A 15,282-nucleotide genomic window follows, 5' to 3' on the forward strand; every position below is an offset into this window, starting at 1 on the left:
AGGCACCTGGTAACGGAAGGGAATCCCATGATCCAGACCTCCGCCCCGGTGGAGGCGCCCGCCCCGGGCGCCTGGGAGGAGTTGGTCACCGCCGCCCTGCTCGGTACGGACCGCCGCACCCCCGCGGGCGGCGCGCCCGGCCGGGAGGCGCCCGTGGCGCTGCTGGACGCGGCGGCCGTGCACACCGTGCGGCGGCGCGCCGGGCTGCGCCCCGCCCCGGCGGCCGAGCCGCCCGCGCCGGCGCCGGCGGACTCGCGCCCGCCCCTGCCCGAGGCGGCGGCCCGCAGGCTCGCCCTGCTGCTGGCCGACCGGCCCGGCACGGGCGGAGGCGGCCGCAGGGGCGCGGCACCCGACCTCATGGAGCTGCTGCCCCAGTGGCTCGCCGGCGCCGACGCGCACGGCTACGCGGCGCCCCCCGAGGCGCTGCCGGCACTGCTGGACGCGGCCCGGGGCCGCACCGACCTGCGTCCGGCCGTCCTGGCCTTCGCGGGCCCGCGCGCGCTGTGGCTGGCGCGGCTGAACCCCGACTGGCGGTTCGCCCTGCGGGCGGCCCCGGCGGGCACCGCACCGTCCGGGCCGCGGGACGCCGGCCGGATCCGGCGGCTGTGGGAGGAGGGGCTGTTCGCGGAGCGGGTGGCCCTGCTCGCGGCGATCCGCGCGCACCGGCCCGCCGAGGCGCGGGAGCTGCTGGCCACCACCTGGGCAACCGAGCGCGCCGAGGACCGGCTGATGTTCCTCGACTCGCTGCGCACGGGTCTGGGCCCGGACGACGAGCCGTTCCTGGAGCAGGCCCTGGCCGACCGCAGCCGCAACGTACGCGCCACGGCCGCCGAGCTGCTGTCGGCGCTGCCCGGCTCGGCGCTCGCCGCGCGGATGGCGGCCCGGGCCGGAGCCTGCGTGGCCCTCGACCGCACGCACGGCACACCGGTGATCGCCGTGGAGGCGCCGCACGAGTGCGACGCCTCCATGGAACGCGACGGGATCGTGGCGAAGGCGCCGGCCGGACGCGGCGAGCGGTCCTGGTGGCTGGGCCAGCTGCTGGAGGCGGCGCCGCTCACGACCTGGGCCGACCGGCTGGGCGGGCGGACCCCGGAGGAGATCGTGGCCCTGCCGGTGGCGGACGACTGGCAGGGCGAGCTGCACGCCGCGTGGTGCCGGGCGGCCGTGCGGCAGCGGGACGCGCGGTGGGCACGGGCCCTGCTGGGCACGCCCTCGGCCCCCGGGGCCGGCGGGCCGGGAGCGGTGTCCCTGGCCGAACGCGCCAGGCTGCTCGGCACCCTCGACGCCGCCGAGCGGGCCGGCTGGGTGGCCGGCTTCATCGCGGCGCACGGTCTGTCCGAGGCGTTTCAGCTGCTCGGGGTGTGTGCGGTGCCATGGTCCGCGCCGCTCGGACGAGCGGTGGTCGACGCGCTCAACATCGCGCGGGACGCAGGGAGTTACCCATGGAGTTTCAGTGGAGTGATGGGGCTGGCCGAGCGGTGCCTGGACCCGTCGGAAGCGGTCCGGCTGGACGCGCTGCTGGCGGTGCCGGACGAGCCGGAGAACGCGTCCCCGGGGGCCGGCGGGTACTGGGCGGAGGCGTTCCAGCGGCTGGTGACGACCCTGCGGCTGCGCGCCACCATGATGCGGGAGCTGTCCCCGGACCCGGCGGCGAACCCGCCGGTGAGACAGGCGCAGCCGACCGCGTCCGCGGGCCGCTGCACCGACGAGGCGGGCGCCGGGCGGCGCGGCCCCGGCCCGGGACTGGTTGCCGGCGGCCGGACGGGCTGCCCGCGCCCGGCCGGCGCCGGCACGCCCTAGGCCTGGGCGGGCTCGCGGACGTTGGCCCGGACCCAGTCCACGATCGACTGGGTGGTCGCGCCGGGCGTGAAGATCTCCGCCACGCCCTTCTCCTTCAGCGGCGCGATGTCGGCCTCCGGGATGATCCCGCCGCCGAAGACGACGATGTCCTCCGCGTCCCGCTGCTTGAGCAGGTCGATCACGGCGGCGAACAGCGTGTTGTGCGCGCCGGAGAGGATGGAGAGCCCGATCGCGTCGGCGTCCTCCTGGATCGCCGTGTCGACGATCTGCTCCGGGGTCTGGTGGAGCCCGGTGTAGATGACCTCCATGCCGGCGTCGCGCAGCGCCCGCGCGATCACCTTGGCGCCCCGATCGTGGCCGTCGAGCCCCGGCTTGGCCACCACCACGCGGATCGGACCGGCTGCCACACCCATCACTGCCTCCATGAAGCGACTACATCCATCCATACCCGGGAGTACCGCACAAGTCGAGCGCGCCTCTCCGGAACGGACGCCCCGCACCACAGCGTCCGGGGAAGTGAACGAACGTTATCGCCAGCATCCCGCAACCCGCAGTTTCGCGGTGCGGACCGAGGGGGAAATCACACGGTGGGACAGTCCCCCGCGCCCGAAGGGCAGGGGGGACGGGAACAAGCGTCACGGGAGCCGCAACGAGGTCGCCGCACCGCCGCGCCGCAGGACGCGCGCCGCGGGGGTGCGGTGCATCGCCGGGGGCACGAAGGGCACACGGGGCAGGCACGGCACCCCGGGGCCGCCCCGCCGGCCGCCTTCGCCGCGACTGCCCACGAGGGCACACGGGGGACAGGGCTGTCCTCCCGCGTGCCGACAGGAGGTCGGCCATGAAGGTCACCAGCGTCGCAGACCCGCTCCTTCCGCTCTGTCAGCGCCTGCTCCCGTGCAGGCTCGCGGGCCTCTCGCTCGCCCTGCTGAAGGCGACGGCCCTGGAACTCGCGATCCTCGCGGGACACCTCCTGCTGTACCCCTCGGGCATCATCCAGGAGCGCCGCGAGTCCGCCTGCCGGCTTCCCGCGCCCAGTGGCGCCGCCCAGCTTCCGACGGAGGCCAAGCCGCCGGTCGTGCTGCTGCACGGCTTCATCGACAACCGCTCGGTGTTCGTGCTGCTGCGCCGCAGCCTCGCCCAGCACGGCCGCCAGCGGGTGGAGTCCCTCAACTACTCCCCGCTGACCTGCGACATCCGCACCGCGGCGGAGCTGCTCGGCCGGCACATAGAGGAGATCTGCGAGCGCACCGGCAGCGCCCAGGTCGACGTCGTGGGGCACAGCCTCGGCGGTCTGATCGCCCGCTACTACGTTCAGCGACTCGGCGGTGACCTGCGGGTGCGCACCCTGGTCACCCTCGGTACACCGCACTCGGGGACCAAGGTCGCCCCGCTGGCCAACGCGCACCCGATCGTGCGCCAGATGCGCCCCGGCTCCGCGCTGATGGAGGAGCTGTCCAGCCCGGCGCCGGGCTGCCGGACGCAGTTCGTCAGCTTCTGGAGCGATCTGGACCACCTGATGGACCCGCTCGAGTCCGCCTGCGTCGAGCACCCCGATCTGAAGGCGCAGAACATCCAGGTGAGCGGAATCGGGCATCTCGCCCTTCCGGTGCACCCCGCGGTCGCGAGCGGCATACGGCAGGCGCTGGACACCGTGCGTCCCGGAGACATGGCCGCCGTGCGCACGGGCGGTCTCACGGTGGCCTGAGGCCCGGTCCCACGGCGGCCGGAGGCCGCCCCGTTGCGCCATCAGGGTCGAACTGTCCTCGAACACAAACCCAAAGCCGTGTCCGCAGTCCCCCGAATCACGGGCGATTGCCCCTTTCCCATGTGTGGGAAACCTGTGGAAGATTGTCGCGCCCGCGTACCGCCGGGTACAGTCGCCGCACTGCTCTGGCAGCCCCTGTTGTCGAGGCGAAAGAGAAGTTGGTGAACGACCGTCACCCGTCGGGGAGCGTGGCCTCCCCGGCCCCGGCCTCCGATGCCGCCTCGGCGACCTACGCGCCGTACGGTGAGCAGGAAGCCGGATACGGCGACTTCACCACGTACGGCGGCTACGACGCCACCGGTTTCCACACCGGCACGTACGCCACGGGCGGCTACGCGGCCGACCCCCTCTTCGGAGACCTCCCCTCCGGCGACGCCCACGCGGCCGGCGGCTACGACTACGACGCCACCCAGTGGTCCACGGGCCACCACACCCTGAACCACGACCCGTACGCCGCCCAGCACCACGCCGCCTACGACACCGGCGCCTACGACGCGACCGCCTGGGCCACCGGTTACCAGCAACTGCCGTCCGTGCCGCAGCAGTCGGGGCCCGTGGAGGCCACCGGCCAGTGGGACGCGCAGACCTGGCCGGAGCCCGGGGCGCACGGCACGGGCGTCACCGCCGACCAGACCCAGCAGTGGGACTGGAACGCGCCCGCCTTCGACACCGGCGCCTACGACGCCACCCAGTGGAACACCGCCGGCCCGGCCGAGGACAACACCACCGCGGGCGCCGACGCGGCGGCGGAGGACTACGGCCACGGCGAGCACGAGCGGGCGCCCTACGCTTACGACGAGGCGGAAACCCCCTCGGACCGGGACGAACCGGCCGCCACCGGTGAACTGCCGGCCGCCCCCGAACTCCTCGACGACCAGGAGGAGGTCGCCTCGGTCCCGCGGCCGCGCACGGCCTCCCGCGGCGCGGGCCGCTCCCGCCGCCGCCCCCCGGCCAGACGGTCGGCGCTGCTCACCGTGGCCGTGCCCTCGGCCTGTGTGATGGGCGTCGCCGGAATCGCCGCGGCGTCCGTGGGCGGTCTGACCGACGAGGGCAAGGACACCACGGCGTCGGCCTCGGACGCGCACTCCGTGAAGCCGTCCACCGCCAACAACAAGCTGGACACCCAGTTGCAGAGCCTGTCCGCCGGAGCGGACGACTTCGCCGACCGGGCCAGCCGCACCCAGGAACGCATCGACCTCAAGGCCCAGCAGGAGGCCGAGAAGAAGAAGGCGGCGGAGGAGGCGGCCCGCAAGGAGCGGCTGCGCCCCAAGTTCGCGCTTCCGGTCATGCGGCACGGGCTCAGCGCCTACTTCGGGCAGGCCGGCGTCAACTGGATGTCCGTGCACACGGGCATCGACTTCCCGGTGTCGTACGGGACGACGGTCATGGCCGCCACCGACGGCACGGTGCGCACCCAGTGGAACAGCGCCTACGGCAACATGCTGATCGTGACCGCGAAGGACGGCACGGAGACGTGGTACTGCCACCTCTCCAGCTACCGGGTTCCCTCGGGGACGGTCGTCAAGGCCGGCCAGCCCATCGCCTATTCCGGCAATTCCGGCAACTCCACCGGCCCGCACCTGCACTTCGAGGTCAGGCTGGCCGGTGGATCACCGATAGACCCGCTGCCCTGGCTGCGCAGCCACGGCCTCGACCCGAACGGCTGACCCCAACGGCCGATCCGAAGGGCCGATCCGAAGGGCCGAGGCGCACCGCTGAACCGAACGCTGAAGCGAACCGCCCCCGCTCGCGCGGGGGCGCGCTCATTCCGGCGTGCGGCCGGTTCCGGCCAGTGCCGCGGCGACTAGCTAGCTAGAGCTTCTCCACCGGCGCGTAGCGCAGCAGCAGCCGCTTCGGTTTGTCGTCGCCGAAGTCGATCGTCGCCTCGGCGTTGCCGCCCGTGCCCTTGACCGCGACCACCGTGCCGAGGCCGAACTGGTCGTGCGTGACGCGGTCGCCGACCGCCAGGGACACCACCGGCTTCTCCGCGGTGCGGCGGGTGGCGAAGCCGGAGGCGCCGGACGCGGCCGACCGCGAGCGGGACGAGGACAGCGAGGCCGCCACCCCGGCCGCCGGACCGGAGGACGCCGGGGCCGAACCGCCGGTCCGCTTCCAGTCCACGTGCACCGGAGGAATCTCCTCCAGGAAGCGGGAGGGCGGGTTGTAGGAGGGCTGGCCCCAGGCGCTGCGCATCGCCGAGCGGGTCAGGTACAGCCGCTCCCGGGCGCGCGTGATGCCGACGTAGGCCAGGCGCCGCTCCTCCTCCAGCTCCTTGGTCTGGCCCAGGGAGCGCATGTGCGGGAAGACGCCGTCCTCCATGCCGGTGAGGAACACCACCGGGAACTCCAGTCCCTTGGCGGTGTGCAGGGTCATCAGCGTGATGACGCCGTCGCCGTCCTCCTCGTCGGGGATCTGGTCGGAGTCGGCGACCAGGGCGACCTGCTCGAGGAAGTCGGCGAGCGTCCCCTGCTCGCCCTCGCCCCGCTCCTGCTCGAACTCCAGGGCGACGGCGGCGAGTTCCTGGAGGTTCTCGATGCGGGTCTCGTCCTGCGGGTCGGTGGAGGCCTGCAGCTCGGCCAGGTAGCCGGTGCGTTCGAGGACCGCCTCGAGGACGGTGGCCGGTCCGGCGCCGGACTCCACGATCGTCCGCAGGTCCTCCATCAGCGTGTTGAACCGCTTGACGGCGTTCGTCGACCGCGCGGCCATGCCGTACGCCTCGTCGACGCGGCGCAGCGCCTGCGGGAAGCTGATCCTCTCCCGCTGGGCGAGGGCGTCGATCATGGCCTCGGCGCGCTCGCCGATGCCCCGCTTGGGCACGTTGAGGATGCGGCGCAGCGGGACGGAGTCCTCCGGGTTGGCCAGCACCCGCAGGTAGGCGAGGACGTCCCGGACCTCCTTGCGCTCGTAGAAGCGGACCCCGCCGACGACCTTGTAGGGCAGGCCGACGCGGATGAAGACCTCTTCGAAGACACGGGACTGGGCGTTGGTGCGGTAGAAGACCGCGACGTCCCCGGCCTTCGCCTCGCCCGCGTCCGTGAGGCGGTCTATCTCGTCGGCGACGAACTGCGCCTCGTCGTGCTCGGTGTCGGCGACGTACCCGGTGATGCGGGCGCCGGCGCCGGCGTTGGTCCACAGGTTCTTCGGGCGGCGCGACTCGTTGCGCTCGATGACCGCGTTGGCGGCGGACAGGATCGTCTGCGTGGAGCGGTAGTTCTGCTCCAGCAGGATCGTCGTCGCGTCCGGGTAGTCCTCCTCGAACTGGAGGATGTTGCGGATCGTCGCGCCGCGGAAGGCGTAGATCGACTGGTCGGCGTCACCGACCACGCACAGCTCGGCCGGACCCGGGTCGTCCTCGCCCGGCGGCACGTCCACGGGCCGCTCGGCGGTGCCCACGAGCTCCCGCACCAGGGCGTACTGCGCGTGGTTGGTGTCCTGGTACTCGTCGACCAGCACGTGCCGGAAGCGGCGGCGGTAGTGCCCGGCGACGTCCGGGAAGGCGCGCAGCAGGTTGACCGTCGTCATGATCAGGTCGTCGAAGTCCAGGGCGTTGGCCTCGCGCAGCCGCGACTGGTAGAGGGCGTAGGCCTGGGCGAGGGTCTTCTCGAACCCGTCGGTGGCCTGGGCCGCGAAGTCCTCCTCGTCGATCAGCTCGTTCTTCAGGTTGGAGATCTTCGCGCTGAAGGACTTCGGCGGGTAGCGCTTGGGGTCGAGGTCCAGGTCGCGGCAGACCAGGGCCATCAGGCGCTTGGAGTCGGCGGCGTCGTAGATCGAGAAGGAGGAGGTGAAGCCGAGCCGCTTCGACTCCCGGCGCAGGATGCGCACGCACGCGCTGTGGAAGGTCATCACCCACATGGCGTTCGCACGCGGGCCGACGAGCTGCTCGACGCGCTCCTTCATCTCGCCCGCGGCCTTGTTCGTGAAGGTGATCGCCAGGATCTGGCCGGGGTGCACGCCCCGCTCGGCCAGCAGGTGGGCGATACGGTGCGTGAGCACCCGGGTCTTGCCGGAGCCGGCGCCGGCCACGATGAGCAGCGGGGAGCCGGAGTGCACGACGGCGGCGCGCTGGTTGTCGTTCAGCCCCTCGAGAAGCGCGGCCGGGTCCGCCACCGGACGGTGGGCGCCGTCGCGGTAGTACGCGTCCCGGTCCGGGGGCACGTCGAACTTCCCCCCGAACAGATCGTCCGGAACCGGCTCCGGCGCATGATCGTCCTCGGGTGGCGGCGGGGGCTCCTCCTCGTGGCCGCGGGGGGCCTGGAGGTCCGCCAGGAAGCTGTCGTCAAAGAGGCTGCTCATCGCTCTACGAGTCTAGGGCGCCCCACCGACATCCCGTGGCCGCCCCGGAAACCCGGCCGGTTCCGCTCACAGCGCGCAGCCGCCCCGTCACGGCAGCACGCCGCGGAACACCAGATCACGAAAACGTATCGGGCATATCGCACATCAACCTTCACACAAGGCACACGAGTTGGCTACGGTGCGGTCGGGCCGCTCGACCCCCACCGGTGAACGTCGCCGGGCCGCGCGGCCTCCGCCGAATCCGGTTGCCGCACCGCCGTGCGGGCCCGGAGCCGGGGACCCACCGACCCCGAGGTGAATCGGTCCGCACGCCGCCCGCGCGGCGAGGACCGTAGGGCAACCCTTCCAGCAGCCCGAACCTGACAGCTAACCCGGCAGGCGGACGATGGAAGGAGTCGCCTCCCTTGGCGTCGCACCGCAAGACGGGCCCCGCCGCCCCCGCTGTTACGCGCGTAGCGGGCCTCGGCACGCCCGCCCTGGCCACGGCCGCCCTCACCTCTGTGGCCCTCTTCCCCCAGTCCGCCGAGGCCGCCGACCCCGGCGGCCACGGCGGCCACGGCGCCCGGCCGAGCGTCGAGGAGGTCGAGAAGAAGATCGACGACCTCTACCGCCGGGCGGAGTACGGGTCCGGCGACACCGGCAGGACCCAGCGGACGGGCCGGACGACCGAGAAGGCCGGCCGGAGCGCGAAGACGGAGAACGCCGGCCGGAGCGAGAAGGCGGAGAACGCCGACGGGGCGGATCGGGCCGACGCGGACCGGAGCCGTCGGGCGCCGGCCGGAGCACGGACCGGCAGGCAGCGAGGGCTGATGTCCGGTCTCTTCGACGACGCCCCCAAGCGCACGGACGTGCTCACCCGGGCCCGCGAGATGCTCAGCGCGTTCACCGCCGCGCAGGGCCGGCCCGCGGCCGACGCGCCGGAGGACGCCGCCGCGCTGCTCGCGAACACCCCGCAGGGCTACTTCGACCAGGCCCAGGTCCTGAGCCGGCTGACGGCACGCCGCACGAACCTGACCACCGGCCCGGCCGGGCGCCGGCCCTCGGCGGCAACGGCCCCGGAGGAGCACGCGGCACCCGCGACGCTCCCCGAGTCACCGGCGACGGCGGCCCGGACCGCACCGGTCACCCCGGCCCCACCGACCACGCGGCCCTCGCAGCCCTCGCAGCCCTCGCAGGCTGCCGCCACCCCGCACACGGGGGTCACGGCCCCCACCGCACCCGCCGCTGTCACCGCCCCCGCCCAGCCCCCGCACGACATCCGCGCGGCCAAGGCGGCCGTCCAGAGGAAGCTGGCCGACGCGCGCGCACTGCTCCGGACGCTCGCCCTCCAGCAGCGGACCGTCCAGGCCGAGTCCCCGGCCCCCCGGCCCGCCGCCCCCGGTCCGCTCGCCCATGCCCCGGCGCACGCCCCTCTTCCCCAGCCGCCGGCGCACGACCCGTTGAGCCCGCCCCCGGCGCACGACCACCTCACCCGGCCCCCTGCGCCCGAGCCGGCCCCGCGGTCGGCCCCGCGGTCGGCACCGCAGCCGCCCTCCGCACCGCCGTCCGCCCCGCTGCCGCCCACACAGCCCTACGCCCACCCCTCCCCGTCGTCGCTCTCCCCGTCCTCGCCCGCCCCCTCGTCGTCCTCGCCCGCCCCCTCGTCGCCCTCCTCCCGATACGCGGCCAGGGCCGAGAGCGCGCTCGCCTTCGCCCGGGCGCAGATCGGCAAGCCCTGCGTCTGGGGTGCCGCCGGCCCCGGCTCCTACGACTGCTCCGGTCTGACGGCCGCCGCCTGGAAGGCCGCGGGCGTGCCCCTCCCGCGTACCGCGCGGGCCCAGCGCGAGGCGGGGACGGCCGTGCCGCTGTCCGAGGCGCTCCCGGGCGACCTGGTCTTCTTCCACGAGGACGGCGGCCACGTCGGCATCTGCGCCGGCGACGGCATGGTGATCCACGCCCCCGGGCCCGGTGCCTGCGTCCGCGAGGACCCCGTCCACCAGGAGGGCGGGCCGGCCGTGCACAGCGTGGTGCGCCCCGCCTGACGGGGAAGGCTCCCTAGCATCGGGGCCATGCCCGCCGCCTCCCGCCTCCGCGCCTGGCAGGCGCGGCGCCCGCCCGCCGCCGGAGCCGCCGTGATGGCGACCGGCATCCTGTCGCTGGGGCTGCACCTGACGGGCGCCGCCTGGCTGTCGGTGGTGTTCCTCGCGCTGGCGTGCGCCGGCTGGCTGGCGATGGCCTGCGACTTCGCCGTACGTCTGCTGCGCGACCGGTCGCGCTGGGCGGCGGAGGCGGGGACGCCGGGCGCGCTCACCGCGGTCGCGGCCACGGCCGTGCTGGGCACCCGGTTCTCGGTGCTGGGGGCGCAGACCCTCGCGGCGGCGCTGCTGGCACTGGCCGCCGCGCTGTGGCCGGTGCTGCTGGTGCCGGTCCTGCGCGGCTGCCGGCGGCCCATGCCCGGCTCGGTGTTCCTGTGCTGCGTGGCCACGGAGGGGCCGGCCGTCCTCGGCGTCACCCTGGCCACGGCGGTGTCCGCGACCTGGCTGGTGCACGCGGCACTGGTGCTGTTCTGGCTCGGGCTGGCGCTCTACGTCCTCGCGCTCTCCTGCTTCGATCGGCGGCAGGTGGTCGAGGGGCCGGGGGACCAGTGGGTGGCGGGCGGAGCGCTCGCGATCTCGGCGCTCGCCGGGGCGGAGCTGACCGCCGTCGGCAGTGGGCCCGTCTACCTGTGGAGCGACGACGACAGCGGTGTTCTGCGCTCGGTGACCATCGGTCTGGTCGTGCTCGACCTGTGCTGGTTCGCCGTGCTGCTCGTCAGCGAGGTCGTACGGCCCCGGCTCCGCTACGACGTGCGCCGCTGGTCGACGGTGTTCCCGCTCGGCATGTCGGCGACGGCGGCGCTGACCGTCGCCGCCGCCCTGGACATCCGGTGGCTCGCCGGCTGGGGGCGGGTGCTGCTGTGGATCGCGGTGGCCGTCTGGCTGGCCGTCGCGGTAGGGGCGGTCCGCCAGGCGTGCGAGGAGCTGGACTGGCTGCGCAGGCCCGAGGGGCTCAGGTCCACAGCACGGCGATGAAGACGTTGGCCGTGGTGAGCAGCCCCACCAGGCCGAACATGCCCTTGTCCACCTTCTCGTCGTCCCGCTTGACGTAGACCAGGCCCAGGATCACGATCAGCAGCGCGAGCTTCACGCCGATCTTGACCGTGTCGACGTGGTGGTCCTGTGCCTCGTTCAGGCCGACCAGCACGACGCCGGTGACCAGCATGGTCAGAGCGCCGTGCAGCATGGCCGGCACGAACCGCGCCGTGCCGCGGCCCATCGCCTTCATCTGGGTGAGGAAACCGCCGAGCAGCGCGGCGATGCCGATGATGTGCAGGCCGACGAAGAGATGGATGAGTACGTCCATGGCCCGGGAGCCTAATCAGCGCCCGGGCGCGCCCCCACACCGGGCCACCCGCGTCCGTGGGTGTCGTGGAGGTCTTCGTGTATGCATATATGCGCCCCATAGCACTCGCCGCGCGCCACTGTGCGCGAACCGCCGCATCGGTCATCACTCCCTGTGAAGGCGGCCCGGTCACGCCGGGATCACGGTCGCATACGGTCACCAGGCGGTCCCCTCGCGCCACTTCCGCACATGCCGTCACCGGCCCGGCACGCCCGGGTTTAGCGTCCTGCGGCAGGTGACCGGCTCCCCACCGCCGCCCGGGCCAGGGGCGGCAGTCGGACACCACCGCCGAAGGGTCCGGCGGCGGCGCGCTCCCCCTGTGTGGGCCGCCGCCGGACGCGCCCCCCGCCCGGCGGCCGGACGAAGGGACGTGACGGTCCACGTGGCAGCGCACCGCAGGCACCGCAGGCCCCGGCCGCGCCCGCTCGGCGGCGGCACCACCCGCACGGCCGTCACGATCGTCCTGGCGGGCGCCGCCGGCGCGGCCGTTCTCGACGGCACCGGTCAGGCCGCCCCGCGGCCCACGCCCGGGCAGGTCGAGGCCAGGGTGGACAAGCTGTACCAGGAGGCGGAGGCCGCGACCGAGAAGTACAACGGCGCCAAGGAGAAGGCGGACGCGGCCGAGCGGCGGCTGCGGACCCTGAGCGACGAGGCCGCACGCCGGCAGGCCGGGCTCAACGCGGCGCGCGAGGCCCTGGGGCCGGTCGCCGCGGCACAGTACCGGGACGGCGGGCTCGACCCGACCCTCCGGCTGATGCTGTCCGGCGACCCCGGGCGGTACCTGCGGGCGGCGGAGCTCGCCGAGCGCGCCGGGCACCGGCAGTCGGCGACCGTCGCCGGCGTACGCAGGCAGGTCAGGGAGATCGAGCAGCTGCGGGCGGCCGCGCGCACCGAGACGGCCTCGCTGCGGTCCCGGCAGGCGGAGCTCGGGCGGTACGAGAAGACCGTGACCGCCAAGCTGGACCAGGCCCGCCGGCTGCTGTCCGGGCTGTCCCCGCGGGAGCGGGCGGCCCTCGGGCCGGGGCAGGACGGGTACGCGGGGCATGCCTCGCGCTCCCCCGGCGCCCGCGACGCGCTCGGCGGCCCGGCCGCGGCGCCCAACGCCCGGGCGGCCGCGGCCGTGGCGTACGCCTACGCCAAGCTCGGCAGCCCCTATGTGTGGGGCGCGACCGGCCCCGACGCCTTCGACTGCTCGGGCCTGGTCCAGGCGGCCTACCGCTCCGCCGGGATCTCGCTCCCGCGCACCACCTACGCCCAGATCGGCGCGGGCCGCCGGGTCTCGCGCTCCGAACTGCTCCCCGGCGACCTGGTCTTCTTCTACTCCGGGATCAGCCACGTCGGCCTCTACATCGGCGGCGGCAGGATGATCCACGCGCCCAATCCGTCGGCCCCGGTCCGGGTGGCCCCGATCGACCGGATGCCGTTCGCGGGGGCGACGCGGGTGGCGTGAGGGACCCGCGTGAAGGTCCCGCGTGAGGGACCCGCGTGAAGGTCGTCCGGCCGCACACGGGAGGGCGAGAGGGTGGGTGGTGGGGCCGGACCGACCGCCCTCCGCCCTCGGTCACACCAGCCGGCGCGCCGTCGCCCACCGGGTCAGCTCGTGCCGGTTGGACAGCTGGAGCTTGCGCAGGACCGCCGAGACATGGGACTCGACCGTCTTCACCGAGATGAAGAGCTGCTTGGCGATCTCCTTGTAGGCGTAGCCGCGGGCGATCAGCCGGAGCACCTCGCGTTCGCGCTGGGTGAGGCGGTCGAGGTCCTCGTCGACCGGCGGGGCGTCGGTGGAGGCGAAGGCGTCGAGCACGAAGCCGGCCAGCCGCGGCGAGAAGACGGCGTCGCCCTCCTGCACCCGGAAGATCGAGTCGACGAGGTCGGCGCCGGTGATCGTCTTGGTCACATAGCCCCGGGCGCCGCCCCGGATCACGCCGATCACGTCCTCCGCGGCGTCGGAGACCGACAGCGCCAGGAAGCGGACCGGCCGCTCGGTGTCGGCCATCAGCGCCGCGCAGCGCCGCAGCACCTCGACCCCGCCGCCGCCGGGCAGGTGGACGTCGAGGAGGACCACCTCGGGGCGGGTCGCGGTGATGACGGTGACCGCCTGGTCGACGTCCGCGGCCTCGCCCACGACCTCCACGCCGGTCTCCTCGGTCCGGCCGATCTCGGCCTGGACACCCGTGCGGAACATGCGGTGGTCGTCGACGAGGACCACGCGCACCCGCCGCCCGCCCGCGCCGCCTTCGGCCGCGTCCGCCCCCGCGGCCTGCGCTCCGGTCGTACCGTTCGCCCCGGTCGGGTCGCTCATCACGTGTCCTCCGCCCTCTCCATCTCCAGCTCGACCTCCGTGCCGCCGTCCGGCACCGCCCTCAGCCGGGCCGTCCCCCCGTTGCGTTCCATACGGCCGATGATCGATTCTCTGACGCCCATCCGGTCGGCGGGTATCGCGTCGAGGTCGAAGCCGGGACCGCGGTCCCGGACGGACACGAAGACCGTCCTGCCCTCGACTTCGGCGTAGACCTGCACGGCGCCGCCCTCGCCACCGTACTTGGCGGCGTTCACCATGGCTTCCCGCGCGGCCTGCATCTGCGCGCCGACGCGCTCGTCGAGCGGGCAGTCGCCGACCACGACCACCTCGATCGGGACGCCGTGCTTGTCCTCGACCTCGGCGGCGTTGCGCTTGACGGCCTCGGCCAGGGTGGCCGGCTCGTCGGCCTCGTCCTTGCCGTTGCCCTCGGGTTTGTAGAGCCAGGCGCGCAGGTCGCGCTCCTGGGCGCGGGCCAGGCGGCGCACCTCCCCCGGGTTCTCGGCGTTGCGCTGGATCAGGGTGAGGGTGTGCAGCACCGAGTCGTGCACATGGGCGGCGACCTCGGCGCGCTCCTGGGCGCGGATGCGCATCAGGCGCTCCTCGGACAGGTCCTGGGTCATGCGCACCAGGTACGGGCCGGCCAGCAGCGTGATGCCGACGAGCACCGCGAGGGCCGCCTGGAGGACCGAGCCGAGGTGGGCGGCGGAGCCCTGGAGCACGAAGATGGCGGTGACGCCCGCCGTGACCAGGAGGACGCCGGCGCCGGAGCGCAGCAGCGTGAGCGTGCGGCGGCGCCGGCCGGCCTCGACCCAGCGGGCCCGGCGGGCGTTGTCGGCCTGGCGCCAGACCAGGGCGACGCCCGCCGCGACCAGCACGGCAGGCACCAGGTACGCCTTGGTGCCGGTGCCGAGGTTGACGCTGCCGACGAAGACCATCGCCACGACGACCATGAGGAGCAGGGCGACGATCTGTCCCCTGTCCGGCTTGCGGGCGACGATTCTGCGGCGGCCGTCCGGCGAGGTCTCGGTGGTGACCAGGGAGGGCGGCCGCTGATCGCCGACGCCGCCGACGCCGAGCGGTACGAAGAACCAGAAGGCCGCGTAGAGCAGGGCGCCGAGGCCGTCGGCCATGAACAGGCCGACGAAGACGAGCCGCACCCAGACCACCGGCAGCCCGAGATGCCCGGCGAGACCCCGCGCCACTCCGCCGAGCCAGCGTCCGTCGCTGCTGCGGTAGAGCTTGCGCGGGGGCCGCGGGTCGTCGAGGGGCGCTGCTGCGGCTTCCGGCATGCCACCGATGGTCACACGCCGGCGGGACGCCCGGCATCAGGGTCGGCCCGGAGACTCCCCTGATCTTCACCGACCACCCCGGCTCCCGCCCTTGCAGGCCGCCCTGCGGGGCTTCCGAGGACGGAAGCCGGGGGCGGGACGGGGACGACGGCGGGGCGGCCGTCGGAGCGGCCATCGGGGCAGGCGCCCCGGGCGGCCGCCGCCGGGCGTTACGGCCGGGCCTCTCAGGCGGCCGTAACGGGCTGACGTCACCGGCAGCCGTCACGGGCAGGCGTCACCGGCAGCCGACCCAGCCCGGCGGCGCAGCCCAGCGTCGCAGGCGGGCGACCGTCGCAGCCGGGTGGCGCGAGCGGGCGTCGCAGCCAGGCAGCGCGAGCGGGCGTCGCAGCCAGGCGTCGCGGCTCGGTGCCGCA

Annotated in this window: 11 protein-coding genes and 1 riboswitch; of the genes, 6 read left to right on the plus strand and 5 right to left on the minus strand. The window is 74.5% G+C overall.

Going from position 1 to position 15,282, the window contains the following annotated elements; all coding sequences use genetic code 11:
- The first annotated feature begins 27 nt into the window (after positions 1–27).
- Positions 28–1,800, plus strand: coding sequence for a DUF5691 domain-containing protein (locus ACI2LW_RS02285; RefSeq protein WP_404729219.1), 1,773 nt, complete (start codon positions 28–30; stop codon positions 1,798–1,800).
- Here the strand turns inward: ACI2LW_RS02285 and ACI2LW_RS02290 are convergent.
- Positions 1,797–2,213 carry a cobalamin B12-binding domain-containing protein gene (locus ACI2LW_RS02290; RefSeq protein WP_404729220.1) on the minus strand — a complete coding sequence of 139 codons (417 nt, stop codon included), beginning with the start codon at positions 2,211–2,213 and terminating at the stop codon, positions 1,797–1,799. The genes ACI2LW_RS02285 and ACI2LW_RS02290 overlap by 4 nt on opposite strands.
- A 425-nt stretch (positions 2,214–2,638) precedes the next feature.
- Here ACI2LW_RS02290 and ACI2LW_RS02295 point away from each other — a divergent pair, with 425 nt between their 5' ends.
- Together ACI2LW_RS02295 and ACI2LW_RS02300 are read left to right on the plus strand one after the other, a co-directional pair.
- Positions 2,639–3,505: an esterase/lipase family protein gene (locus tag ACI2LW_RS02295; protein ID WP_404729221.1), complete on the plus strand. Its 867-nt coding sequence runs from the start codon at positions 2,639–2,641 to the stop codon at positions 3,503–3,505.
- Positions 3,506–3,726: 221 nt separating this feature from the next.
- Positions 3,727–5,232 carry a M23 family metallopeptidase gene (locus ACI2LW_RS02300; protein ID WP_404729222.1) on the plus strand — a complete coding sequence of 502 codons (1,506 nt, stop codon included), beginning with the start codon at positions 3,727–3,729 and terminating at the stop codon, positions 5,230–5,232.
- 145 nt (positions 5,233–5,377) lie between these two features.
- On the opposite strand, the gene pcrA is transcribed toward ACI2LW_RS02300, so the two are convergent.
- Positions 5,378–7,858, minus strand: coding sequence for a DNA helicase PcrA (gene pcrA, locus ACI2LW_RS02305; RefSeq protein WP_404729223.1), 2,481 nt, complete (start codon positions 7,856–7,858; stop codon positions 5,378–5,380).
- Positions 7,859–8,081: 223 nt separating this feature from the next.
- Positions 8,082–8,255, plus strand: a riboswitch (cyclic di-AMP (ydaO/yuaA leader).
- Between the two features lie 7 nt (positions 8,256–8,262).
- On the opposite strand from pcrA, the gene ACI2LW_RS02310 reads away from it, so the two are divergent.
- Together ACI2LW_RS02310 and ACI2LW_RS02315 are read left to right on the plus strand one after the other, a co-directional pair.
- Positions 8,263–9,879 carry an NlpC/P60 family protein gene (locus ACI2LW_RS02310; RefSeq protein ID WP_404729224.1) on the plus strand — a complete coding sequence of 539 codons (1,617 nt, stop codon included), beginning with the start codon at positions 8,263–8,265 and terminating at the stop codon, positions 9,877–9,879.
- A gap of 27 nt (positions 9,880–9,906) precedes the next feature.
- Positions 9,907–10,908, plus strand: coding sequence for a tellurite resistance/C4-dicarboxylate transporter family protein (locus ACI2LW_RS02315; protein ID WP_404729225.1), 1,002 nt, complete (start codon positions 9,907–9,909; stop codon positions 10,906–10,908).
- On the opposite strand, the gene ACI2LW_RS02320 is transcribed toward ACI2LW_RS02315, so the two are convergent.
- Positions 10,886–11,239, minus strand: coding sequence for a hypothetical protein (locus tag ACI2LW_RS02320; protein WP_404729226.1), 354 nt, complete (start codon positions 11,237–11,239; stop codon positions 10,886–10,888). The two genes, ACI2LW_RS02315 and ACI2LW_RS02320, sit on opposite strands and share 23 nt — an antisense overlap.
- Positions 11,240–11,660: 421 nt before the next feature.
- On the opposite strand from ACI2LW_RS02320, the gene ACI2LW_RS02325 reads away from it, so the two are divergent.
- Positions 11,661–12,728: an NlpC/P60 family protein gene (locus ACI2LW_RS02325; protein ID WP_404729227.1), complete on the plus strand. Its 1,068-nt coding sequence runs from the start codon at positions 11,661–11,663 to the stop codon at positions 12,726–12,728.
- A gap of 111 nt (positions 12,729–12,839) precedes the next feature.
- Here ACI2LW_RS02325 and ACI2LW_RS02330 read toward each other — a convergent pair whose 3' ends face one another.
- Both ACI2LW_RS02330 and ACI2LW_RS02335 read right to left on the minus strand, forming a co-directional pair.
- Positions 12,840–13,580, minus strand: coding sequence for a LuxR C-terminal-related transcriptional regulator (locus ACI2LW_RS02330; RefSeq protein WP_404729228.1), 741 nt, complete (start codon positions 13,578–13,580; stop codon positions 12,840–12,842).
- A complete protein-coding gene (locus tag ACI2LW_RS02335; RefSeq protein ID WP_404729229.1) occupies positions 13,580–14,869 on the minus strand; it encodes a PspC domain-containing protein in 1,290 nt (429 codons plus the stop codon). The genes ACI2LW_RS02330 and ACI2LW_RS02335 overlap by 1 nt, the downstream gene beginning before the upstream one ends.
- Between the last annotated feature and the right edge of the window lie 413 nt (positions 14,870–15,282).

Source organism: Streptomyces sp. NPDC004065, from assembly GCF_044903565.1.
Classification (GTDB): Bacteria; Actinomycetota; Actinomycetes; order Streptomycetales; family Streptomycetaceae; genus Streptomyces.

Excerpts from the sequence above, each read along its gene's own strand:
- ACI2LW_RS02285 (WP_404729219.1), top strand. The coding sequence starts at position 28 with ATGATCCAGACCTCCGCCCCGGTGGAGGCGCCCGCCCCGGGCGCCTGG.
- ACI2LW_RS02290 (WP_404729220.1), bottom strand. The coding sequence starts at position 2,213 with ATGGGTGTGGCAGCCGGTCCGATCCGCGTGGTGGTGGCCAAGCCGGGG.
- ACI2LW_RS02295 (WP_404729221.1), top strand. The coding sequence starts at position 2,639 with ATGAAGGTCACCAGCGTCGCAGACCCGCTCCTTCCGCTCTGTCAGCGC.
- pcrA (WP_404729223.1), bottom strand. The coding sequence starts at position 7,858 with ATGAGCAGCCTCTTTGACGACAGCTTCCTGGCGGACCTCCAGGCCCCC.
- ACI2LW_RS02315 (WP_404729225.1), top strand. The coding sequence starts at position 9,907 with ATGCCCGCCGCCTCCCGCCTCCGCGCCTGGCAGGCGCGGCGCCCGCCC.
- ACI2LW_RS02320 (WP_404729226.1), bottom strand. The coding sequence starts at position 11,239 with ATGGACGTACTCATCCATCTCTTCGTCGGCCTGCACATCATCGGCATC.
- ACI2LW_RS02330 (WP_404729228.1), bottom strand. The coding sequence starts at position 13,580 with ATGAGCGACCCGACCGGGGCGAACGGTACGACCGGAGCGCAGGCCGCG.
- ACI2LW_RS02335 (WP_404729229.1), bottom strand. The coding sequence starts at position 14,869 with ATGCCGGAAGCCGCAGCAGCGCCCCTCGACGACCCGCGGCCCCCGCGC.